Consider the following 20542-nt stretch of genomic DNA (forward strand, 5'->3'; position numbering starts at 1 on the left):
TCAGGAAGGTGAACCAGCGCAGGTACTTGATCACGTCGGCGTCGCCGGTGTTCACGAAGTACTGGTACCAGGCGTACGGGCTGGTCATCTCGGGGTCGAGCCACAAACTTCCGCCACCGGTCGACTTTCCGAACTTTTTGCCATCGGCCGAGGTCACCAGCGGAACCGTCATTGCATGAACGCTCTCACCGTCGACACGACGGTTGAGTTCGACGCCGGCAATGATGTTGCCCCACTGATCGGACCCGCCGACCTGCAGAGTGCAGCCGAGGTCGCGTCGCAAGTGCAGGTAGTCGTTGGCCTGGAGCAGCATGTAGCTGAACTCGGTGTACGACATCCCGTCCGACTCGAGACGACGCTTCACGGTGTCACGCGCAAGCATGACGTTCACGGAGAAGTGTTTGCCGACATCACGCAGGAAGTCGATGGCCGACATCTTGCCGTTCCAGTTCATGTTGTTCTCGATGACCGCGCTCGTCGGCGAATCGTCGAAATCCACGAATCGTTCGAGCTGACCACGGATGCGACCTGCCCAGTCCGCGACGGTATCGGCGGAGTTCATCGTCCGTTCCCCGACGTCACGGGGGTCTCCGATCAGGCCCGTTGCACCGCCGGCAAGAACGATCGGGCGGTTGCCGGCGCGCTGAAACCGCTTGAGCGCGAGGAGCGGAACCAGGTGACCTGCGTGCAGGCTCGGTCCTGTCGGGTCGAAGCCCGCATACAACGTGACCGGTCCGGCCTCGAGATCTTTACGCAAAGCGTCGAGATCGGTTGATTGGGCGATCAGCCCGCGCCAGGTCAGTTCGTCGAGAATATTCTCAGTCACGGACTCGATCATCCCATCTTCACGAAATGACCGGCGCTCGCGGGCTTCGGCGATACGCGGACACCGCTCGCGAGTCCGGAATCCACAGGCGCCACGGAACCTCCGCCGCGGTACTGACCCCCACCCGCGGTCCACTGACCCATTCCTTCGACTCCCCCAATTCGAGCCGAATCCGCGAGGCAGGGTTGAACACGTCTGTTCCGTTGTCCGCCAACGTGATTGCGACAGAAGCACCGAGATTACCCGGCCCTCTGGCCCATTGGTGAGATGGTCGATCCGGCGATCTCCGAGCAGACACCACATCGTGACCGGCCTCGATTTCGGCCGCTCGGAGCAGAACACCACCCGCGACACCATCCGGGCCGTACGAGATGTTCATACAAAAGTGCATTCCATAGCTGCGGTAGACGTAGAGACGCCCCGCCCGCCCGAACATCACGCTGTTCCGCGGCGTTCTCCCCCGATACGAATGTGCTGCCGGATCCGGCCATGGCCCGTCCTTCTCCCCTCCGTACGCCTCGACCTCGACGATCCTCAGCGAGATGTCGTCGACGGTCAGGGTCGAGCCGAGAATTGTCAGGCCCGCTTCCAACGGGTTCTCCACATTTTCCAAGGTCTCGATGCTCACCCTTCGATTGTGCCCACGCCGTTGACTCATCGGTCGGCCGAGTCGCATAATTCAACAAGTGATGAATTATTGAAACGAGGCGAACCGTGACCACAACGCCGGCAATAGATATCCGCGGACTACGAGTCGTTCGCGGCAAGCACGAAGTTCTTCACTCGCTTGACCTGCAGGTATCAGCAGGATCGATCACCGGACTGCTCGGCCCGTCCGGCTGCGGCAAGACAACCCTGATGCGCGCGATTGTCGGAACACAGATCGTCGAAAGTGGTGAGGTCAGAGTGCTGGGCGATCTCGCCGGTTCCGTTGCTCTTCGCCACCGGGTCGGATATGTCACCCAATCCCCCAGCGTGTACGGCGACCTGACGGTCACTCGAAACGTCCAGTACTTCGGCGCTCTTTACGGCAAGTCCGGCGCCGACGTCGCAGCAGCGGTCGACGCCGTCGGATTGAGCCGATACGCCGACCAGACCGCCGCCGATCTGTCTGGTGGTCAACGCGGGCGAGTCTCGCTGGCTTGCGCGTTGGTGGCGTCACCTGATGTGTTGATCCTCGACGAACCGACCGTCGGCCTCGATCCGGTGCTTCGCGTCGAATTGTGGGAACGATTCGCTGACCTTGCTCGCAGCGGAACCACCCTGTTGGTCTCCAGCCACGTCATGGATGAGGCCGACCACTGCGCTGAGCTGATCCTGATGCGAGACGGGCACCTCCTCGCTCAACTCACACCCGATGAATTGCGCGCCAAAACTAGATGTGAACGGCTCGAGGACGCCTTTCTCGAGCTGATTCGGACTTCACCCGTCGGAGGCGAAATATCATGAGCATCAGGATCTTCGGTGCTACGACCGTACGCATTCTGCTTCAGCTCCGCCAAGATCACCGCACGGTGGCCATGATCTTGTTGGTCCCGTCGTTACTGATGATTCTGCTCTATTTCCTCTACCAAGACGTCCCGACGCCACCCGGCCAGGTTTCGCTCTTCCAACGAGTGGCGATCACGATGTTGGGAATCTTGCCGTTTGTCGTCATGTTCCTGGTCACGTCCATCGCGATGCAACGCGAACGCAGTTCAGGCACACTCGAACGCCTGCTCACCACACCGATGGGCAAACTCGACCTTCTCGCCGGATACGGGGCGGCATTTTCGCTCTCCGCCGCCGCTCAGGCAGCCCTCGCGTGCGCGGTTGCTTTCGGATTCCTCGGACTCACCATCGCCGGCAGTCTTGCCTGGGTCATCGTCATTGCAGTTCTCGGCGCAATACTGGGCGTTGCGCTAGGCCTGTTGGCCAGCGCATTCGCGAAGACCGAGTTCCAAGCGGTGCAATTCATGCCGGTAGTTGTGGTTCCACAGCTCTTCCTCTGCGGACTCCTGGTACCGCGCGACCAATTGCCGACCTGGCTCGAATGGATCAGCAACGTCCTCCCCTTGAGCTACGCCGTCGACGCACTTCAGCAAGTGTCGATGCATGCCGACGCGACGGGTCAGATGTGGCGTGATCTCGCCGTCATGGCGGGCTTCGCCGCCGCCGCACTCTCGCTGGCCGCGGCCACACTCGATCGCCGCACTCCATGACCGACAAGGACACGAGTCCTGCACCGATTCGTTCGGGGCGACGACCGGGCAAGTCGGAGACTCGCGCGCAGATCCTCGATTCGGCGCGACGGGCGTTCTCCCAGAACGGTTTTCGACGAACAACCGTTCGATCGATAGCTGCGGCCGCTAACGTCGATCCGGCTATGATTCATCACCATTTCGGGAGCAAGGAGCAGTTGTTCACCGCTGCGATCGCGCTACCGATCGATCCAGCAAAGGTACTGGGACCGGTTCACACCTCCCCGACCGAAAACCTCGGCGAAAGCCTTCTCCGGGCGGTGATCGGGCTATGGGATTCGGAACACCAGCCGGCGATTCTGGCGGCTTTTCGATCAGCCATTTCCGGCGACGGATCGCAGTTGATCCAGAGCTTTCTGCTCGATGTCGTATTGCGCGACATCATTCCGCGGGTGGACACACCACCTGGTACCGGCTTGATCAGAGCGGAATTGGTGGCATCTCAGATGGCCGGACTGCTTGTCACGCGATATGTGCTCGGACTCGAACCACTCGCATCATTGAGCGTTGACGCGTTGGTACCGCTGGTGGCGCCGAACCTCCAGCGGTACCTGATCGGTGAATTACCGATCTAGCCTTCAGCCCGCGCGAGCAACTTCTCGTGTTCGTCGTCCGCTACATCGCGTGCCTCGTCGATCAACAGAACGGGAATGCCGTTCTCGATCGGGTAGGCACGTCGCAGGCGCGGGTTGTAGAGCAACTCGTCCCCGACCAGCAACAGCGGGCCTTTGTCCTGGGGGCAGGCCAAAATGCTGAGCAACGTCGAATCAATAGCCACGTGTGTCCTCTCGAACCGATCAAACAGAATGTCCTCAGGCTACCGTGCTCCGGTGCTCACCCTCGTCGGCATCAACTGCGCGGCAATTGCCTTGGTCAGCCGCTTGTACGACTGCGACTCGGAATCGAGGAACCAGGTCCGTGGCCCCGGCGCCGGCAATCCGGCCGCAGCCAAAGCAGTGGAGCTCGGACGGTACGACGAACCCACCGGGATCTCGTCAACCACGTGCACGATATCCGGACGAGCGTCGAAAGCGATGCGCGAGAGGGCCTCTGCAAGCTCGGCAGAACGGAACTGCCGTCCCGGACGCCATGTCACGGCAGCGACCGCCAGCTGATGCGGCGCGTCACCGACTCCGTATGCGACGGCAAGATCCACCCGCGCCACACTCGACAACGCGTCGACGATCGGCTGGGTGAACACGGGACCGCGGAGCGTGGAAATGACCGTGTTCTTGTGGTCGATCAGCCAGTAGTCGCCGTCGGCGTCCCGGCGGAAGAGATTTTCGGTGGGAATCCACGAATCGCCGGCTTGGAAGAGACCTCGCATGGCTCCGCCCGAGAGATCGGCGGTGAATCCCGCGCGCCCGAGCAGCAATCCGACCTCGTCTTCGGCGCACTCACGGACAAATCCGTTTCCGTTCTCGAGGAGCCGACCACTCAGCGGGTCGTATGCCGCCAACCGCACCTGCGCACTACCCGGCAGTGGGCGCCCCTTGGAACCAACTTTGGAGCCTGCAACATTGGCAAGAATCACGTCGCCTTCGGTCGACGCATAGAACTCGAGTACCTGCGCGGGGTCGAACGCCTCCGTTGTCCGCTTCCACAGACCATGGGGCATGCCCGAACCGATGAACAGGCGGACCGGATGACTACCGTCGATGAGAAGAAGATCCTCGTCGAGTATCTCGCGCATCATCGACCACGTGTAACTCACGACCGTCACGCCGTAGCGGTGGATTTCCTCGACGAACCTCGCGGGGTTCAGTCCACGTGAGAGCGCAATGCGTGAGCCACCGGCCATGGCACCACCGATGGTCGCGAGCAGACTCGACGAATGATGGAGTGGTGCAAGGCAGTACACGGTGTCACCGCGATCGAGATCTGCCGCCGTGGCCGTGCCGAAGGCCGACAGTGCCCACCGGTAGTTGGTGATCTGCTTGGCCTCGAGCACACCGCCGGATTCCGCAAAGATGATGAAGGCGAGTTCGCGGGCGACACCGGGATCCGGTCGGTACCACCCGGGCAGATTGACCTTCGTCGGATCGATTTGTTCGAGATCGATCACGTCGTGTGACGGATCCACCTCGAGGCCACGGGCATCGCCGCCGCCGAGCACCAGTACCGGCCGACCGGTAACCACTGCAGCATCGACGTTTTCCGGATCGGTGATGATCCGATCGACCGACCCCAGCTTGACCGCCGCCGTTATGTCGGAGCCTGGCGGAAGCATGACCGCGACGGCACCAAGTCGCGACAGGGCTGCGATGGCCGCGAGTGCGCTGGGACGGGTCTCCATCAGGACACCGACATGCGCTGCCGGACGCACTCCCACGGAGATCAATCCACGCACGACATTGTCGATACGCGCGTTGACCGCTTCATACGTGTGCACGCGATTGTCGAAGAGGAAGCACTCGCCGTTCGGCGCCTTTCGACGCTGCTCCGCCAGCAACTGGCTCAGCGAGATCTTGGTGTGCGGCTGAATCTGGTTGAGTCGAGCCAGACGTGGCAACGCTCGTGCCGCTTCTCCCGACAATTCGAAAGTGCCGCGCAACGCACCGGCGGCAAGGTCACTGATTCCCTTGGTGACTCCTGCACCTACTTCAGCGACCGAGGCGACGGTGTGGATGATCCGATTGCTGATCGACACACCGGTCTGGTCTTCGAGGTCGGCGCCGTAGACCATGTTCGCGATACGGTCCGGGAGGGGTCCACCCGTCTCGGTCCACTGTACAAATTCACCGGTGGTCGGCCAGGTGTGATTGGCCGCAGTGGAACCGACAACCAAACCGAAATGGCCTGCACGCAAGGTAGATTCGTAGACCTTCGCCCGCGGAGCGGCTTGACTGATGCCTCGAACCGCTTGCGGCTGGCCGATGTCGTCGACCTCGCCGACGAATGCCAGGATAGGGCAGGTGATCTCGGCGAGCGAGACCAATTGATCCTTGATGACGAACCCACCGGTCATCATTCGGTTGTGCACGATGAACTGCTTGAGCAGTTCGGCTACCGCGGGCCCCGACCACGCGACCCAACCCTCGGTCGCGAGGAAGCGTCGTTGCTGCTCCCGCGGAAGCAACGCCTCCCGGTCGTGCAGTTGAAGCAGAAAGTCGACGCGCATCTTCAGCGTCTTCACGGGATCGAGCAACTGGAACCCGGTACGGGCCATCCACCCGGTGACCGCCAGGCGATTGAAGACGTGATCGGCGAGGAAATCTGCACCCTTGGTTGCCAATCCCGCCGGGATGCCGAAGGGTAGCGCGGCGAGTGTGTCGACCGGACTGCCGAAGGTGATGACGCTGGCGATGTTTCGACTACGCCGATACGCGGCAGCCTGATAGGCGAACATGCCACCCTGCGAATAACCGGAGATGTGAACATCTTTTCCGGTGTGACGGTGGATGTGATCGACGATGTCGCTGAGAGCGATGATGTGATCGGCGAGGTTACGATCCCAACCGCCCTCTTCGGAGTCGGGCGAACCGAAATCGACGACCCAGGGATCAAGGCCCATCTCGTGCAGAATTCCCACAGCGCCCTGGTCACGGGTCACGTCGTACACGTTCGCCGACATCATCATCGGCGGGATCAGCAAGATCGGTGCGCCGACGGTTTCCGGGTCACTGTCCGGGAAGTAGCGCCGTAGCCGATACATCGCTGCGCGTTCGACGATCTCGAACGGCGACGTGGTCGCATCCGTTTCCAGCCCACCCAACCGGACGACCTCGAGGCCGTTTTGTGCTGTCGCAACCACCCGACGAATCGGGCCCAGCACAGACTTGGAATTCAATCCCACCATTTCACTCCCAAGTTACTCACCATGTGACGTCAGTCTCATTTTTCCCGCGCGCGACAAGCCTACTGACGACGAATACGCGTACGCGGTCAGGGAGCAAATTCTGCTACCTGACCGCGTACGACCGAAGGACTACTGCCGAAAAGAGAGCGACAACACTCGTGACCGCGAGGTCACAGGGTCCATTCCCGCAGTGACTGCGCCACTGCTTTGACTCCGTCCAGCTGCTCGGCAACCCGCACCCCCGCGGTGCCGCCTCGCGCGTTGCGCGAAGCGATGGAACCCTCGACTGTCAGCACCTCACGAACAGCCGGTGTCAGCGCGCTGTCGACGCCGGCCAGTTCCTCGTCCGTGAGATCTTCGAGTCCGACGCCTCGCGCTTCGGCGACACGCACACACGCTCCAGCAGCCTCGTGTGCAACCCGGAACGGCACGCCCTGACGCACCATCCACTCCGCGATGTCGGTGGCCAACGTGAACCCTGCCGGAGCTAGTTCCGCCATGCGCTCGGTGTGGAACTCGAGCGTCTGCACCAGACCGGTGATGGCCGGGAGCAGCATCTCGAGCTGCGCAACCGAGTCGAAAACCGGTTCCTTGTCCTCTTGCAGATCGCGGTTGTACGCCAGCGGCTGAGCCTTGAGCGTCGCCAACAATCCGGTCAGGTTGCCGATCAAACGACCCGACTTACCGCGCGTGAGTTCCGAGACATCCGGATTCTTCTTCTGCGGCATGATCGACGATCCCGTCGACCACGCGTCGGCAAGCGTGATGTAGCCGAACTCCGGTGTGCTCCAGATGATGATCTCTTCCGCCATACGGGAGAGATCGACACCGATCATTGCGAGCACGAACGCTGCCTCGGCTGCGAAATCACGCGAAGCCGTTGCGTCGATCGAGTTCTCGGCCGAGCTGTCGAACTTCAGTTCCGCCGCAATCGCTTCGGGATCGAGTCCGAGTGAGGAACCGGCCAGTGCACCGGAACCGTACGGGGACACCGCAGCTCGCACGTCGAAGTCGCGAAGGCGCTGCACGTCCCGCAACAGTGGATGTGCGTGAGCGAGCAGGTGATGCGCCAACAGGACCGGCTGAGCCGCCTGCAGGTGCGTCTTGCCCGGCATCACGGCATCCGGATGCGCCCCGGCCTGAGTCGCCAATGCGTCGACCACGTCGAGAACTCCGGTGGAGATGCGGCGGACTGCATCGCGAAGCCACATGCGGAACAGCGTGGCCACCTGGTCGTTACGTGAACGACCGGCACGCAGGCGTCCACCGACCTCAGGCCCGACGCGCTCGATCAGACCACGCTCGAGTGCGCCGTGTACGTCCTCGTCCGAATCACTGGGCCCGAAGGCGCCACTGGCGACATCTGCCGCCAGACGGTCGAGACCGTCGAGCATCGTCGCGAGGTCGGCTTCGCTGAGCAGACCGGCCTTGTTCAGCACACGCGCATGCGCCTGCGACGCCCGCACGTCGTACGGAGCGAGGACCCAGTCGAAGTGAGTCGACTTGCTCAGCGCCGCCATGGCAGCGGCCGGTCCGGACTCGAACCGCCCGCCCCACAGCGCACCTTCGTTGGTGCCGTGTTTTTGAGCGTCTCCGTCACCGCGAGCCGTCATGGCTCAGAGTCCCAGATCGCGCTTCGCGGCGACCTTCGACGACAGACCGTGGATCTCGACGAAGCCCTTCGATGCGGACTGGTCGAAGCTGTCGCCCTCGTCGTACGTCGCGAGGTTGAAGTCGTAGAGCGACTCCGGGCTGCGACGACCGTTGACGGTGATGGCTCCACCGTGCAGGAAGAGACGGATGTCGCCGGTAACGCGTTCCTGCGTCTTGTTGACGAACGTGTCCAGTGCGTCCTTGAGGGGCGAGAACCAGAGGCCGTCGTAGACCAGCTCGGACCAACGCTGCTCCATCTGACGCTTGTAGCGACCGAGTTCGCGTTCGAGGGTGACGTGCTCGAGTTCCTGGTGTGCGGTGATGAGAACCATCGCGCCGGGAGCTTCGTAGATCTCACGGCTCTTGATGCCCACGAGACGGTCCTCGACGACGTCGAGACGGCCGACGCCCTGAGCGCCTGCGCGCTTGTTCAGTTCCTGAATGGCTTCGAGAACCGACACCGGGCGGCCGTCGATGGCGACCGGGCGGCCCTTGTCGAAGCTGATGATGAGCTCGTCGGGTGCGTTCCAGTTGACCGTCGGGTCCTGGGTGTAGTCGTAGACGTCCTTCGTCGGCGCGTTCCACAGATCCTCGAGGAATCCGGTCTCGACGGCGCGGCCCCAGACGTTCTGGTCGATCGAGAACGGCGACTTCTTGGAGACGTTGATCGGGATGTTGTTCTCTTCGGCGAAGGCGATGGCCTTCTCGCGGGTCCAGGCGTAGTCGCGGACCGGTGCGATGACCTGCAGGTCGGGTGCGAGGGCGCCGAATCCGACCTCGAAGCGAACCTGGTCGTTGCCCTTACCGGTGCAACCGTGCGAGACGATGGTGCCGCCGTGCGAGCGTGCAGCTTCGACGATGTGCTTGACGATCAGCGGACGGCTGATGGCCGAGACGAGCGGGTAGCGGTCCATGTACAGGGCGTTGGCCGCGATGGTCGGCAGGCAGTATTCGTCCGCGAACTCGTCGCGGGCGTCGACGACAACGGATTCGACTGCGCCGCAGTCGATCGCGCGCTGACGCACGACCTCCATGTCCTCGCCACCCTGCCCCAGATCGATGGCGACGGCGACAACTTCAGCGCCCGTCTCCTTACCGATCCAACTGATGGCAACAGAAGTGTCCAGCCCGCCCGAGTAGGCGAGTACGACGCGATCGGCCATGGTTTTTGTGCTCCTTCGGTTGAAAATCTCTATCAAAGAATAAGGGGTCAGGCGAGCGATTCGATCATGGCCGCGAGTTCCGCTCCGGAAAGCGGTTCCCGGGCCACTACGAAGATGGTGTCATCTCCGGCGATCGTGCCCACGATGTCCGGCATCGAGGACCGATCCAGTGCGCTCGCGAGGTAGTGCGCGGCTCCCGGCGGTGTCCGGAGAATCGCCATGTTGCCGCTGAAATCGGTGGAGACCAACAGCTCACCCAACAGCCGTGAGAGACGGTCGGTACCGCCGGACACACCGCGTACCGGGTTCCCGTCCTCCGGCACCACGTAAACACCGGCGCCGCCGTCGGCGGCGCGCAGTTTCACCGCTCCCAACTCTTCGAGGTCACGAGAGAGAGTGGCTTGCGTCGCTTCGATGCCCTCGGCACCGAGCAACGCCGCCAACTCCGTCTGACTTCGGACGGGGTGCGCCGCCAGCAGCGCGATGATGCGCGACTGGCGACCGGCCCGAGTGGGAGCGACGCTCACGCCTGGTCCAGTTGGGTTCGCTGTTCCAACAGCCACACGAGCAACGCCTTCTGGGCGTGCAGACGGTTCTCCGCCTCGTCCCAGACGACGCTCTGGGGTCCGTCGAGAACCTCGTCGGTGACCTCTTCGCCGCGATGGGCCGGCAGGCAGTGCAGGACGACAGCCTTCGGATCTGCTTTTGCGAGCAGTTCCTTGTTGATCTGGAACGGACGGAAAGGTCCGACCCGATCGAGCCCGTCGTTCTCCTGACCCATCGAGGTCCAGGTGTCGGTGACCAACGCGTCGGCGCCGACGACGCCGGCCTGTGGGTCCTGCGTCAGGGTGATGGTCGCGCCGGTTTCCTCGGCGCGTTTGCGTGCTGCTGCCACGACCCAGTCCGCCGGTTCGAAGCCGGCGGGGCTTGCGATGGTGACGTCTATGCCTGCGGTCACTCCGCCGAGCATCAGCGAGTGAGCCATGTTGTTGGCGCCGTCGCCCAGGTAGGTCAGCTTCAGCCCCTTGAGCTCACCCTTCTGTTCGATCAGCGTTTGCAGATCGGCCAGAACCTGACAGGGATGAAATTCGTCGGACAATGCATTGACGATGGGAATCGTTGCGCCCGTAGCCATTTGCTCCAGGCGCTTCTGGCCGAACGTGCGCCACACGACGGCGTCGACGTAGCGGGAGAGAACGCGTCCGGTGTCCGCCAAGGTCTCTTCACGACCGAGTTGAGTGCTGCGCCCGTCGACGACGACAGCGTGACCGCCCATCTGTGCGATGCCCATCTCGAACGAGAAACGTGTACGCGTCGAGTTCTTCTCGAAGATGACACCGACTCCGCGGGGACCCTCGAGCGGACGCCGAGCGAACGGGTCCTTCTTGAGAATCGCTGCGAGTTCGAGAACTTCGGCCTGCTGCGCAGGAGTCAGATCGTCGTCCCTGAGAAAGTGTTTCACCACGGTAGTCACTTCTCCCCCGGCTGGTCAGCCGATAGTGCACTGTCGAAGATGGCAGGTAGTGCTGCCACGAAGGTTTCGGCCTGCTCGTCCGTGAGGATGAGCGGCGGCGCCAACCGGATCACTCCGGGTTGCGCTGCATTCACAAGGTACCCGGCTTCGCGCGCTGCGTTTTCCACTGCCGGCGCGACGTCCTCGGTCAGCACGACACCCAGCAACAGTCCTGATCCCCGTACGTAGTCGACCAACGGATGGCCCAGATCTTCGATGCCCGCCGAGATCGATTTGCCCAAGCTGTCGGCGCGTGAGATCAGGTCTTCCGCTGCAATGGTTTTCAGCACGGCAAGTGCCGCCGCAGCACACACCGGATTGCCACCGAACGTCGTACCGTGCTTACCCGGTCCGAACAACTCGGCCGTTGCCCCGGTCGCGATGCAGGCGCCGATCGGCATTCCGCCACCGAGTCCCTTCGCGAGGGTGATGACGTCCGGAACGATGCCGACTGCCTGATGGGCGTAGAACCAGCCGGTCCGACCGATGCCGGTCTGCACTTCGTCGAGCACGAGAAGTGCACCGCGCTCGGCGGTGATCCGCCGAGCCTCGACGAGGTATCCCTCGGGTGGCACCACGACGCCGCCCTCACCCATGATCGGTTCGAGGAACACAGCGGCGGTGTCGGAATCGACGGCCTGCTCGAGTGCCTCGACGTCGCCGTACGGCACGAACTCGACACCGGCGGGCATCGGTTCGAACGGCGCCCGCTTGGCCGGCTGACCCGTCAGAGCGAGTGCCCCCATCGTGCGACCGTGGAAGGAGCCTTCGGCTGCGATGATCTTCTTCCGGCCGGTGGCGCGAGCGAGCTTGAAGGCAGCCTCGTTCGCCTCGGTACCGGAGTTGCAGAAGAACGCGCGCCCGGTGACGTTGCCGAGATGAGCGAGCAACTGCTCCGCCAACTCGACGACCGGCTCGCTGGCGTACAGGTTGGAAACATGGCCGAGTGTCGACAACTGAGTAGTGACGGCTTCGACGACGGCCGGATGTCCGTGTCCGAGGATGTTGACCGCGATTCCGGCCAGGAAGTCGACGTACTGCTTGCCGTCGGCGTCGGTGAGTACGGCGCCGTCACCGCGGACGAGAGCAACCCGGGGTACGCCGTAATTGTTCATCAGCGAAGCGGACCACCGCTGCTGCAGATCGATCGTGCTCATGAGATAGCTCCCTGCTGGGGACCGGCGACCGAGGAACCCGGCACGACCATCGTGCCGATTCCTTCACCGGTGAAAAGTTCGAGTAGGACTGAATGTTCGAGCCGACCGTCGATCACGTGCGCCGACGGCACACCTCCGCGCACCGCGCGAAGGCAGGCCTCCATCTTGGGCACCATGCCGGCGTCGAGACTCGGCAACAACTGGGCCAGGGCGTCGGTGTCGATTTCGGTGGCCAGTGAGGCTCGGTCCGGCCAATCGGTGTACAGGCCCTCGACGTCGGTGAGGACAACGAGCTTCTCGGCACCGATCGCCTCGGCCAGTGCTGCAGCAGCGGTATCGGCGTTGATGTTGTGGACGACACCGTCGGCGTCGGGTGCGATGGTCGAGACGACCGGAATACGTCCTGCCGCAATGAGATCGAGTACGGCGTCTGGGTTCACGGTGGTGACGTCCCCGACCAGCCCGATGTCGGTCTGCTCCCCCTCGACCGCAACAGTGCGTCGAGTAGCGGTGAACAGGTGCGCATCTTCACCGGAGATACCGACCGCGTAAGGACCGTGCGCGTTGATCAAGCCGACGAGTTCACGGCCGACCTGACCGAAAAGCACCATCCGCACGACGTCCATCACCTCGGGCGTCGTCACACGGAAACCACCGCGGAACTCACCCTTCATGCCAAGGCGTGCCAGCATCGCGTTGATCTGCGGGCCACCGCCGTGCACGACGACGGGATGGATGCCGACAGTCCGCAGGAACGCCATGTCGGCGGCAAATGCCGTTTTGAGCGTCTCGTCGATCATGGCGTTTCCGCCGTACTTGACCACGACCACCTTGTCTCGGAATCGCTGCAGCCACGGCAGCGCGTCGGCGAGGACATGCGCCTTCTGATGCTCGCTGATCACGGGATACGTCTCGGTCATGACGAATACGCCGAGTTCTCTTCGACGTAAGCATGCGAGAGGTCCGTGGTGCGAATGCTCACGGACTCGTTGCCGATTCCCAGATCGATGTCGAGTTCGATGTCGATCCCACTCAGGTCCACCTCACGCGCCCCCGGAGCACCAACGCCGTCGATGCAGACGGGACTCCCGTTGAAGGACACACTGATTCGATCGGGATCGAGCTCGATGGGAGCGATACCCACTGCGGCGAGAACGCGACCCCAATTGGGATCGGAACCGAAAAGCGCTGTCTTGACCAGGCTGTCGCGGGCGATGGTCCGGGCGCCGATCAACGCATCGGACTCGGACGCCGCGCCGCGAACCGTCACCTTGACCCGCTTGGTGACGCCCTCGGCGTCTGCCATCAACTGATCCGCGAGATCATCGCACACGGCCAGCACTGCGGCGTTCAGTTCGTCCTGCGTCGGCGTGACACCGCTGGCGCCGGAAGCCAACAGGAGCACTGTGTCGTTGGTGGACGTGGCGCCGTCGACGTCGAGGCGATCGAAGCTCAGGTGGGTGGCGGCGCGCAGAGCGGTATCGAGCTGCTCGGCCGTTGCGACAGCATCGGTCGTGACGACGCACAGCATCGTGGCCAGCGCAGGCGCGAGCATGCCTGCGCCCTTGGCCATTCCGCCGACGTTCCATTTGTTCGCGTGGTGCAGCGACGCCTGCTTCGGCACGGTATCGGTGGTCATGATCGCGTATGCCGCGTCGGTGCCGCCGGAGATTCCGCCGGCCAGTTCGTGCACCACCTCGGTGACACCGGGGATCAGCTTGTCCATGGGCAAGCGGTCACCGATAAGTCCGGTCGAACAGACAGCGACCTCGATCGCGCCCGTCTCGGTGCCCCAATTACTCAGTGCCGAAGCAACTTCCTCGGCAGTCTTGTGTGCATCCTGGAATCCACCCGCGCCCGTGCAGGCGTTCGCGCCGCCCGAGTTGAGCACCACCGCGCGCAGCTTGCCCGTCGTCAGGACCTGCTGAGACCAGAGCACCGGAGCTGCCTTGACCTTGTTCAGGGTGAAGACGCCGGCAGCGGCCAGATCGGGTCCCTCGTTGAGCACCAATGCGAGGTCCGACTTGCCACTCTTCTTGATACCGGCAGCAATTCCGGCACCGCGGAATCCGGCAGGTGCGGTGACGCCCTGCGTGCGGAGCAGACGTCCCCCGGCGACGTGAACCACGTCTGCAACGGTCGCGTCAGGCTCGATTGCGTTGTCGATCTGCTGCGGATTGTCGGTGCTCACGGAGCTACTCCCACGGTAGAGAGACCTGCGGTCTCGGGTAGGCCAAGGGCGAGATTCATCGATTGCACCGCGCCACCGGCGGTGCCCTTGGTGAGATTGTCGATTGCCGAGATGACAACGAGCTGACCGGCGTCGGCGTCAACGGTGACCCCGATCTGCACGGCATTGGATCCGATCACGGCACCGGTCTGCGGGAAGACTCCGGCAGGCAGCACGTGGATGAACGGCTCGTCGTTGTATGCCTTTTCGTAGATTTCGCGCGCTTGCTCTTCGGTGGCCGTGGTGGCTGCCGTGCAGGTCGCGAGGATGCCGCGCGGCATGGGCGCGAGGACCGGAGTGAAGGAGACACTGATGTCCTTGCCGCCTGCGGCCGAGAGATTCTGAATGATCTCGGGGGTGTGGCGATGGACGCCGCCGACGCCGTACGCACGGACGGAGCCCATGACCTCGGAACCCAGCAGATCAGCCTTCGGTGCCCGGCCGGCGCCCGAAGTGCCACTGACCGCAACCACGTTCACGTGTGAGTCCACGATCCCCGCGGCAACGGCGGGGGCCAGCGCGAGGCTCGCTGCCGTCGGGTAGCAGCCCGGAACGGCGATGCGGGTTGCGCCTACCAATTTCTCACGGGCACCGGGCAATTCAGGAAGACCGTATGGCCAGGTACCGGCATGAGTGCTCTTGTAGTACTTCTCCCAGGCTGCGGGATCCTGCAGCCGGAAGTCCGCGCCGCAGTCGATGATGACCGTCGACTCGGGCAGCAACTTGGCGTACTGAGCCGAATTTCCGTGTGGGAGACCGAGGAAGACGACGTCGTGACCCGAGAGGATTTCGACAGTGGTCTCTTCGAGCACCCGCGAAGAGAGTGGAAGCAAGTGCGGATGATGCTCACCGAGCGTCGAACCGGCGTTGCCACCGGCGGTCAGCGAACCGATCACCAGACTGCCGTCGGCGTAGGACGGGTGCCCGAGGAGCAGACGCAGAACCTCACCACCGGCGTACCCACTGGCGCCGGCAACGGCGACTCTGATCGGCTTGCGTGCGTTCTCGGTCGTACCACCTTCAGTCATGTCACACAGTATGCATCATTGTGCATCGGAATGCATAATTACTTACCCATGGATCGCCGGATCTCCTCGAGCTTGGCCTTTGCGGCCTTCTGGCGCTCGTCCCACCGCTCGTCCACGGACTTTCCGGCAGGACTCTCGTGCGCCAGTTCGGACGAACCTATTGAAGTACCGAAGCGCCCCTCTATCTTCTCCCGAACGCGGTCGAAAGTGGGCACTCCCCCTTCGGTGTAGTCGGGTTCGGGAATTCTCGGATCGGTCGCAAGTACCACCGGGACGTCGATGATCTCGTCGACCTCCACAACGGTGTCGGGCAGTTCGACTTCTTCGGCGTCGGTGATCGTGTTGTCGTCCTCTACACGGTGCGGCTCGAGGCTCGCGGCAGCGGTGTCCACCACGGAAAGAAGGACCGACAAGCTCGGACGACGCTCGACCACTGCGCGAACGACCGCGAGGAAGTCCTTGTCGCCGAGTGCACTGGCGGCCTCGACTACCTGGTGCACGGAACCATCGTGCTCGGACCCATCATGTTCGGGCCCATCATTTCGTGACACTGTCAGTCCCTTCTCGAAAATGCCGACGGACAATTCCGATCCTTCCACGACCGTCCGTCGAAGGGGTCAGCGTGACGCGAGATACGCGGCAAACGCTTCCTCGCTCGAATATTCGGGGACGTATCCGAACTGTTCCTTGAGCCGCCGATTGTCGAGAACCGGTCGGTACTGGAGAAATCCGACGCGCTCCGGACCGTGTTCCGTTACGCCTAATCGCCGTCCGACGCGTAGAACGCCTCGCAACAACCATGCAGGAAGCGTCACCGTGCTCTTGCCCATCCGGGAAGCCAACTCGTCGACGGTCAGCACGCCGTCGCCCGCGACATTGAAGATGCCCACTTGGTTTCCGGTCACGGCCTCCGCAAAAGCGCCCGCGACATCGGTGTGCCAGACGAAGACGAAGGGGCTGTCGCTCCCGGCAACCTTGAGCAGCTTGCGGCGATCGAACAACGCGGTGATCTGATTGTCGACGCTCTCGCCCAAGATCGTGCCGATCCGGAAGACAACTTGTTCCAACTCCGGGTGTTCGACGCGATATTCGGCGAGCATCTCCTCGACCAGGCGTTTGTGGCGACTGTATGTGAATTCGTCGTTGCCTCGGACAGGTACGTCCTCGGTGATCCACGGTGGGTTGTCGGAGTGGTAGCCGTACGCCGCTCCGGACGAAGACACGACGACCCGTCCAACCCCGTGTTCGACGCAGGCCGCGAGCACGTTTCGTGTCCCGTCGACGTCGACGCGGTACTCCTGCTCTGCTGTCGTTTTCTTGCCGGGATTCACGATGGACGCAAGGTGGATCACGACGTTCGGTCGGTACTGACCGAACACCCGCCCCAATTCTGTGGGGTCGCAGACGTCCGCCCTGACGCGGCGGATGCGATCGTCCGGCGTGTCCTTGACCGTGAGGTCGACACAGACGACGGTGATGCCCTGCGCGATCAGTGCGTCGATGACAGCGGTACCCAGGAACCCGTTTCCGCCCGTGACGAGTGCGACGGTCATGCCGGTACCGCCTTTCGGGCGCGTCGCTTGGACCAGATCGTCGCCAGAGCCAACCCGGCGATGATGTCCCAGATCCCCCACCAGCCGGCCACGACGGCCATGCCACCGAGCCCGTCGAAGAACGTGAACACCAGGCCAAGCCCCAGCCCGGCATTGCGGATGCCGACCTCGAAAGAGACGGCGCGACGGCTGTATTCGTTCAACCCGGTGACGGCGCCGCAGAAGTATCCCAGTGCTAGGGCAACCGTGTCGTGCAGGAAGACCGCGAGCAGTACCACCCCGATGTAGTCGACGAAGTACGACGCGTTCCCCGACACCCCCGCGACGATGAAGATCAACAACGCCACCAACGAACCGTTTTTCACCCAAGGCTGCGCTTTCGCGGCGATCTCCGGAAACCTTCGTGCCGCCCAGATGCCGAGAACGAACGGCACACCGATGATCAGGGCGATTTGCGCGACCATCTCGAGCGCATTCAGGTTCACGGACTGCAACAGAGCGTCGGTCTCCGGGCGTCGGCTCCCCCAGAACGCAAGATTGAGCGGCATGAGGAAGATCGCGAGGACGTTCGACACCGCCGTCATGGACACCGAGAGTGCGACGTCGCCGCCCGCCCGGTGAGTCAGGACGTTCGAGATATTCCCTGGCGGGCAGCACGCCACCAGGATCATGCCGAGTGCTACCGACGGAGCCGGCGAGAGAATCAGCGTCAGGAGAAAAGTCACTGCCGGCAACAGCAGGAACTGCGCAGCAATACCCACCGCCATCGCCTTGGGTTTGGTGAGCGCACGACGAAAGTCGTCAACCGAGGTGTCGAGGGCGATCCCCAGCATGATCGTGGCCAGCACCACGTTAAGGATCATCAACGATCCCGGGTTGAAGTTGAGCACCACGTCGTCGATCGGCATCACTGTCCTCCCTTCGTCAGAGCGGCATCAAGCGGTCCGATGTGCCGCTTGATCGCCGAGCGGTAGGCGTCCTTGTTCACGTAGTAGGCCATTCGTCCCAACTTCAGGTACTTGTATCCCCCGGACAGATCTGGAGGAGGACCGGCCGCCGCCGCCGAGAATTCCCGCGCCGCGGCGGGGGCTTCGGTACGTGCGGTGATCAATTTGGCCACCAACTCGGCCTGCTCGAAACGGCCCTGCCACCCGAGACCGGATGCTTCGACCATGCCGAGAACAAAGAGATTGTCGTGGCGGCGACTCGCGACGTTGAGGAACAGGTCCGGGGCAGCGCCCGACCAGTCCAAGTCCTCGCGCGCGATGAAGGGATAGTCGAGGTGATAACCCGTGGCGCAGAGAACGAGGTCGTAGTCGGCAGACGATCCGTCGACAAACCGCACCGTCTTCCCCTCGAACCGGTCGACGTCGGCGCGCACGTGCACATCACCGTGCCCGATGTGGTGCAGGATCAACGAGTTCACGACCGGATGCGATTCGTAGATCTTGTAGTCCGGTGCCGGAAATCCGAACCGCACCGGATCACCCGTGAACTGCTTGAGTACCAAGGTGTCGACGCGTTGTTTGATCCACGGCGGCAACGGCTTTCCCTGATTCAAGGTGTCCGAGGGTCGGCCGAACAGATACTTAGGGACGAAGTAGTAGCCTCGCCGAACGCTCAGGTCGACGCACTCGGCCTGGTGGACGGCATCGACGGCGATGTCGCATCCACTGTTGCCCGCCCCGATGACCAGTACCTTCTTCCCGCGGAAGATCTCGGCGCTGCGGTACTGGCTCGTGTGCATCAACGTGCCGGTGAAGTCGCCCCGGAAAGTCGGCATGTTCGGCTTCGACAGCGTTCCGTTCGCGATGATCACGCCTCGATACCGCGCGACTGTTGTCTCACCGCTGCGACTGCGCGTGGTGACCTGCCACAGCGAATCGACCGGCGAGACGTCGACGACGGTAGTGCCGAAGGCAAAGTGCCTGCGAAGATCGTGAGTATCGGCGTAGTCGCGGAAATAATCGGCAAGTTCGACGTGGCTCGGGTAGTCGGCCACCGAATCAGCCATCGAGAACTCCGCGAATGCGGTGGTGCCCTTCGAAGAGATGAGGTGCGCCGACTCGTAGACGGTGCTGTGCGGGTTGTCGATGTCCCAGAGCCCACCGACGTCGTCGTGGCTCTCGAAGCCGTCGAACGCTATCCCGGCCCGATCGAGGTTTCGCGCGCCGGCCAATCCAGACGGGCCCGCTCCGATCAGCGCGTACTTCTCCTCTGTGATCATCCGTCGAGCGTCGCAGATAGTCCGAATCTTGCAGCAATATGCCGGATAATGACGTTATGAGCGCACCAGATGCCGGCAACGGTCGCAGGATAGATGAAATCGATCTGAGGATAATCAATGCGCTCCAGCTCGCACCGCGATCGAAGTGGCTTTCGTTGGCCGAACCACTCGAACTCGACGCCGCGACTCTCGCCCGTCGTTGGAATCGACTCTCCGAATCGTCGTTGGCCTGGGTCACGGTCACTCCAGGGCCACAGGTGCTGGGCAGCATCGTCACAGCGATCATCGAAATCGATTGCTCACCTGCTCTTCTCGACACCGTCGCGGCACGGCTGACTCGCTCGGCCCACGCCGTGACCATCGAAGCATCAACGGGCAGAGCAGATCTGCTCGTCACAGCCGGTACCGCGGATCTGGCGTCGATGTCGCGCTTCATCTCGGAAGACGTCGCAACGATCGACGGTGTACTGGCGACACGAACCTCGATCATCACACGCTGGTTCACCGAAGGTGGGCGATGGAGACTCAATGCGCTGGCACCGTCCGAGAAGGGTGTGCTGACCACCAGCGAAAACCGTCCTGCCGTGCGCGCTCGGCCGACCGGGATATCCGAACAGGATCGCAAGGTTCTGACGAAGCTCGCTTACGACGGGCGCACTCCCATGAAGGAGTTGGCCGACGCGATCGGTGTCAGTCCCGCTGCGTGCAAACGCCAGATCGACCGGCTCACGTCTTCGGGGTTGGTGGCGCTGCGGTGTGAATTCGCGCGGCCGCTGGCCGGCCTTCCCGTGCTCGCCACTTTGTGGTGCCGCGTCGAACCCGAGCTTCTCGATACGGCGGGACGAGTGCTGAGTCGGGCGTCGGAAGTTCGAAACTGCTTCGCTGTAGTCGGCCCCGACAACCTGGTGGTTCAGTTGTGGCTGCATTCTCCTGCAGAACTCGATGCATTCGACACTCGTCTGCGCAAGGAGATTCCGGGTCTTTGCGTCACGGAACGATCCATCGTGCTGTATCTGCGCAAACTGCTCGGCCACGTGCTCGACCAGCAAGGGCGACGGACGGACACCGTTGCGCCAGATGTGTGGCTTTCCGATTCACCTCAGTCGAAAAGCCGATAACACGACAGAGCCCACGACCACCGGCAACGGTCGTG

20 protein-coding genes (1 of these 20 cut by a window edge) are annotated in these 20542 nt (G+C 62.8%); 4 read left to right on the forward strand and 16 right to left on the reverse strand.

Annotated elements, in window-relative coordinates; all coding sequences use genetic code 11:
- Positions 1-826 carry the 5' portion of a tyrosine--tRNA ligase gene (tyrS, locus tag BH682_RS15500; RefSeq protein WP_075835297.1) on the reverse strand. It extends 452 nt beyond the left edge of the window, so the window shows 826 of its 1278 coding nt (coding positions 1-826); the start codon lies at positions 824-826; its stop codon lies beyond the left edge, outside the window.
- Between the two features lie 19 nt (positions 827-845).
- Positions 846-1454 carry a DNA-3-methyladenine glycosylase gene (locus BH682_RS15505; protein ID WP_003944023.1) on the reverse strand — a complete coding sequence of 203 codons (609 nt, stop codon included), beginning with the start codon at positions 1452-1454 and terminating at the stop codon, positions 846-848.
- Between the two features lie 86 nt (positions 1455-1540).
- Here BH682_RS15505 and BH682_RS15510 point away from each other — a divergent pair, with 86 nt between their 5' ends.
- The 3 genes from BH682_RS15510 to BH682_RS15520 are packed head-to-tail and all read left to right on the forward strand — an operon-like array spanning position 1541 to position 3641.
- Positions 1541-2275, forward strand: coding sequence for an ABC transporter ATP-binding protein (locus tag BH682_RS15510; RefSeq protein WP_007736198.1), 735 nt, complete (start codon positions 1541-1543; stop codon positions 2273-2275).
- Positions 2272-3027, forward strand: a complete 756-nt coding sequence (locus tag BH682_RS15515; RefSeq protein WP_003944033.1) for an ABC transporter permease — start codon at positions 2272-2274, stop codon at positions 3025-3027. Before BH682_RS15510 ends, BH682_RS15515 begins: the two co-directional genes overlap by 4 nt.
- On the forward strand, positions 3024-3641 hold the full coding sequence (locus BH682_RS15520) for a TetR/AcrR family transcriptional regulator (protein ID WP_075833300.1): 618 nt from the start codon (positions 3024-3026) through the stop codon (positions 3639-3641). Before BH682_RS15515 ends, BH682_RS15520 begins: the two co-directional genes overlap by 4 nt.
- Here BH682_RS15520 and BH682_RS15525 read toward each other — a convergent pair.
- The 14 genes from BH682_RS15525 to BH682_RS15590 form a co-directional block, all read right to left on the reverse strand.
- Complete coding sequence (locus tag BH682_RS15525) at positions 3638-3844, reverse strand: Trm112 family protein (protein WP_003944045.1); 207 nt, start codon at positions 3842-3844, stop codon at positions 3638-3640. The genes BH682_RS15520 and BH682_RS15525 overlap by 4 nt on opposite strands.
- A 39-nt stretch (positions 3845-3883) precedes the next feature.
- Positions 3884-6865: an acyl-CoA synthetase gene (locus BH682_RS15530; protein ID WP_021334041.1), complete on the reverse strand. Its 2982-nt coding sequence runs from the start codon at positions 6863-6865 to the stop codon at positions 3884-3886.
- A gap of 170 nt (positions 6866-7035) precedes the next feature.
- Positions 7036-8478, reverse strand: a complete 1443-nt coding sequence (argH, locus tag BH682_RS15535; RefSeq protein ID WP_042450495.1) for an argininosuccinate lyase — start codon at positions 8476-8478, stop codon at positions 7036-7038.
- 3 nt (positions 8479-8481) lie between these two features.
- Positions 8482-9681 carry an argininosuccinate synthase gene (locus tag BH682_RS15540; protein ID WP_007736221.1) on the reverse strand — a complete coding sequence of 400 codons (1200 nt, stop codon included), beginning with the start codon at positions 9679-9681 and terminating at the stop codon, positions 8482-8484.
- Positions 9682-9728: 47 nt separating this feature from the next.
- Positions 9729-10208, reverse strand: coding sequence for an arginine repressor (locus BH682_RS15545; protein WP_020907875.1), 480 nt, complete (start codon positions 10206-10208; stop codon positions 9729-9731).
- Positions 10205-11155 (reverse strand): ornithine carbamoyltransferase, encoded by a 951-nt coding sequence (argF, locus tag BH682_RS15550; protein ID WP_064075615.1) that lies wholly within the window; start codon positions 11153-11155, stop codon positions 10205-10207. Before argF ends, BH682_RS15545 begins: the two co-directional genes overlap by 4 nt.
- The gene (locus BH682_RS15555; protein WP_007736227.1) at positions 11152-12351 is read right to left on the reverse strand and encodes an acetylornithine transaminase; all 1200 of its coding nucleotides are present in this window, start codon (positions 12349-12351) and stop codon (positions 11152-11154) included. The genes argF and BH682_RS15555 overlap by 4 nt, the downstream gene beginning before the upstream one ends.
- On the reverse strand, positions 12348-13271 hold the full coding sequence (gene argB, locus BH682_RS15560; RefSeq protein ID WP_007736229.1) for an acetylglutamate kinase: 924 nt from the start codon (positions 13269-13271) through the stop codon (positions 12348-12350). Before argB ends, BH682_RS15555 begins: the two co-directional genes overlap by 4 nt.
- On the reverse strand, positions 13268-14506 hold the full coding sequence (gene argJ / locus BH682_RS15565) for a bifunctional glutamate N-acetyltransferase/amino-acid acetyltransferase ArgJ (protein ID WP_075835299.1): 1239 nt from the start codon (positions 14504-14506) through the stop codon (positions 13268-13270). The genes argB and argJ overlap by 4 nt, the downstream gene beginning before the upstream one ends.
- A 32-nt stretch (positions 14507-14538) precedes the next feature.
- Entirely contained in the window at positions 14539-15609 is a 1071-nt protein-coding gene (gene argC, locus BH682_RS15570) for an N-acetyl-gamma-glutamyl-phosphate reductase (protein WP_019748609.1), read from the reverse strand.
- A gap of 38 nt (positions 15610-15647) precedes the next feature.
- Positions 15648-16109, reverse strand: a complete 462-nt coding sequence (locus BH682_RS15575; protein ID WP_075835301.1) for a hypothetical protein — start codon at positions 16107-16109, stop codon at positions 15648-15650.
- A 117-nt stretch (positions 16110-16226) separates the two neighbouring features.
- Positions 16227-17162, reverse strand: a complete 936-nt coding sequence (locus BH682_RS15580; protein WP_054781544.1) for an SDR family oxidoreductase — start codon at positions 17160-17162, stop codon at positions 16227-16229.
- A complete protein-coding gene (locus tag BH682_RS15585) occupies positions 17159-18070 on the reverse strand; it encodes a bile acid:sodium symporter family protein (RefSeq protein ID WP_047270476.1) in 912 nt (303 codons plus the stop codon). Before BH682_RS15585 ends, BH682_RS15580 begins: the two co-directional genes overlap by 4 nt.
- The gene (locus tag BH682_RS15590) at positions 18070-19389 is read right to left on the reverse strand and encodes a flavin-containing monooxygenase (RefSeq protein WP_075833302.1); all 1320 of its coding nucleotides are present in this window, start codon (positions 19387-19389) and stop codon (positions 18070-18072) included. Before BH682_RS15590 ends, BH682_RS15585 begins: the two co-directional genes overlap by 1 nt.
- Positions 19390-19445: 56 nt before the next feature.
- Between BH682_RS15590 and BH682_RS15595 the strand changes: the two genes are divergently transcribed.
- The gene (locus BH682_RS15595; protein WP_075833304.1) at positions 19446-20507 is read left to right on the forward strand and encodes an Lrp/AsnC family transcriptional regulator; all 1062 of its coding nucleotides are present in this window, start codon (positions 19446-19448) and stop codon (positions 20505-20507) included.
- Positions 20508-20542: the final 35 nt, after the last annotated feature.

Source organism: Rhodococcus sp. YL-1 (assembly GCF_001942025.1).
Lineage (GTDB): Bacteria > Actinomycetota > Actinomycetes > Mycobacteriales > Mycobacteriaceae > Rhodococcus_F > Rhodococcus_F qingshengii.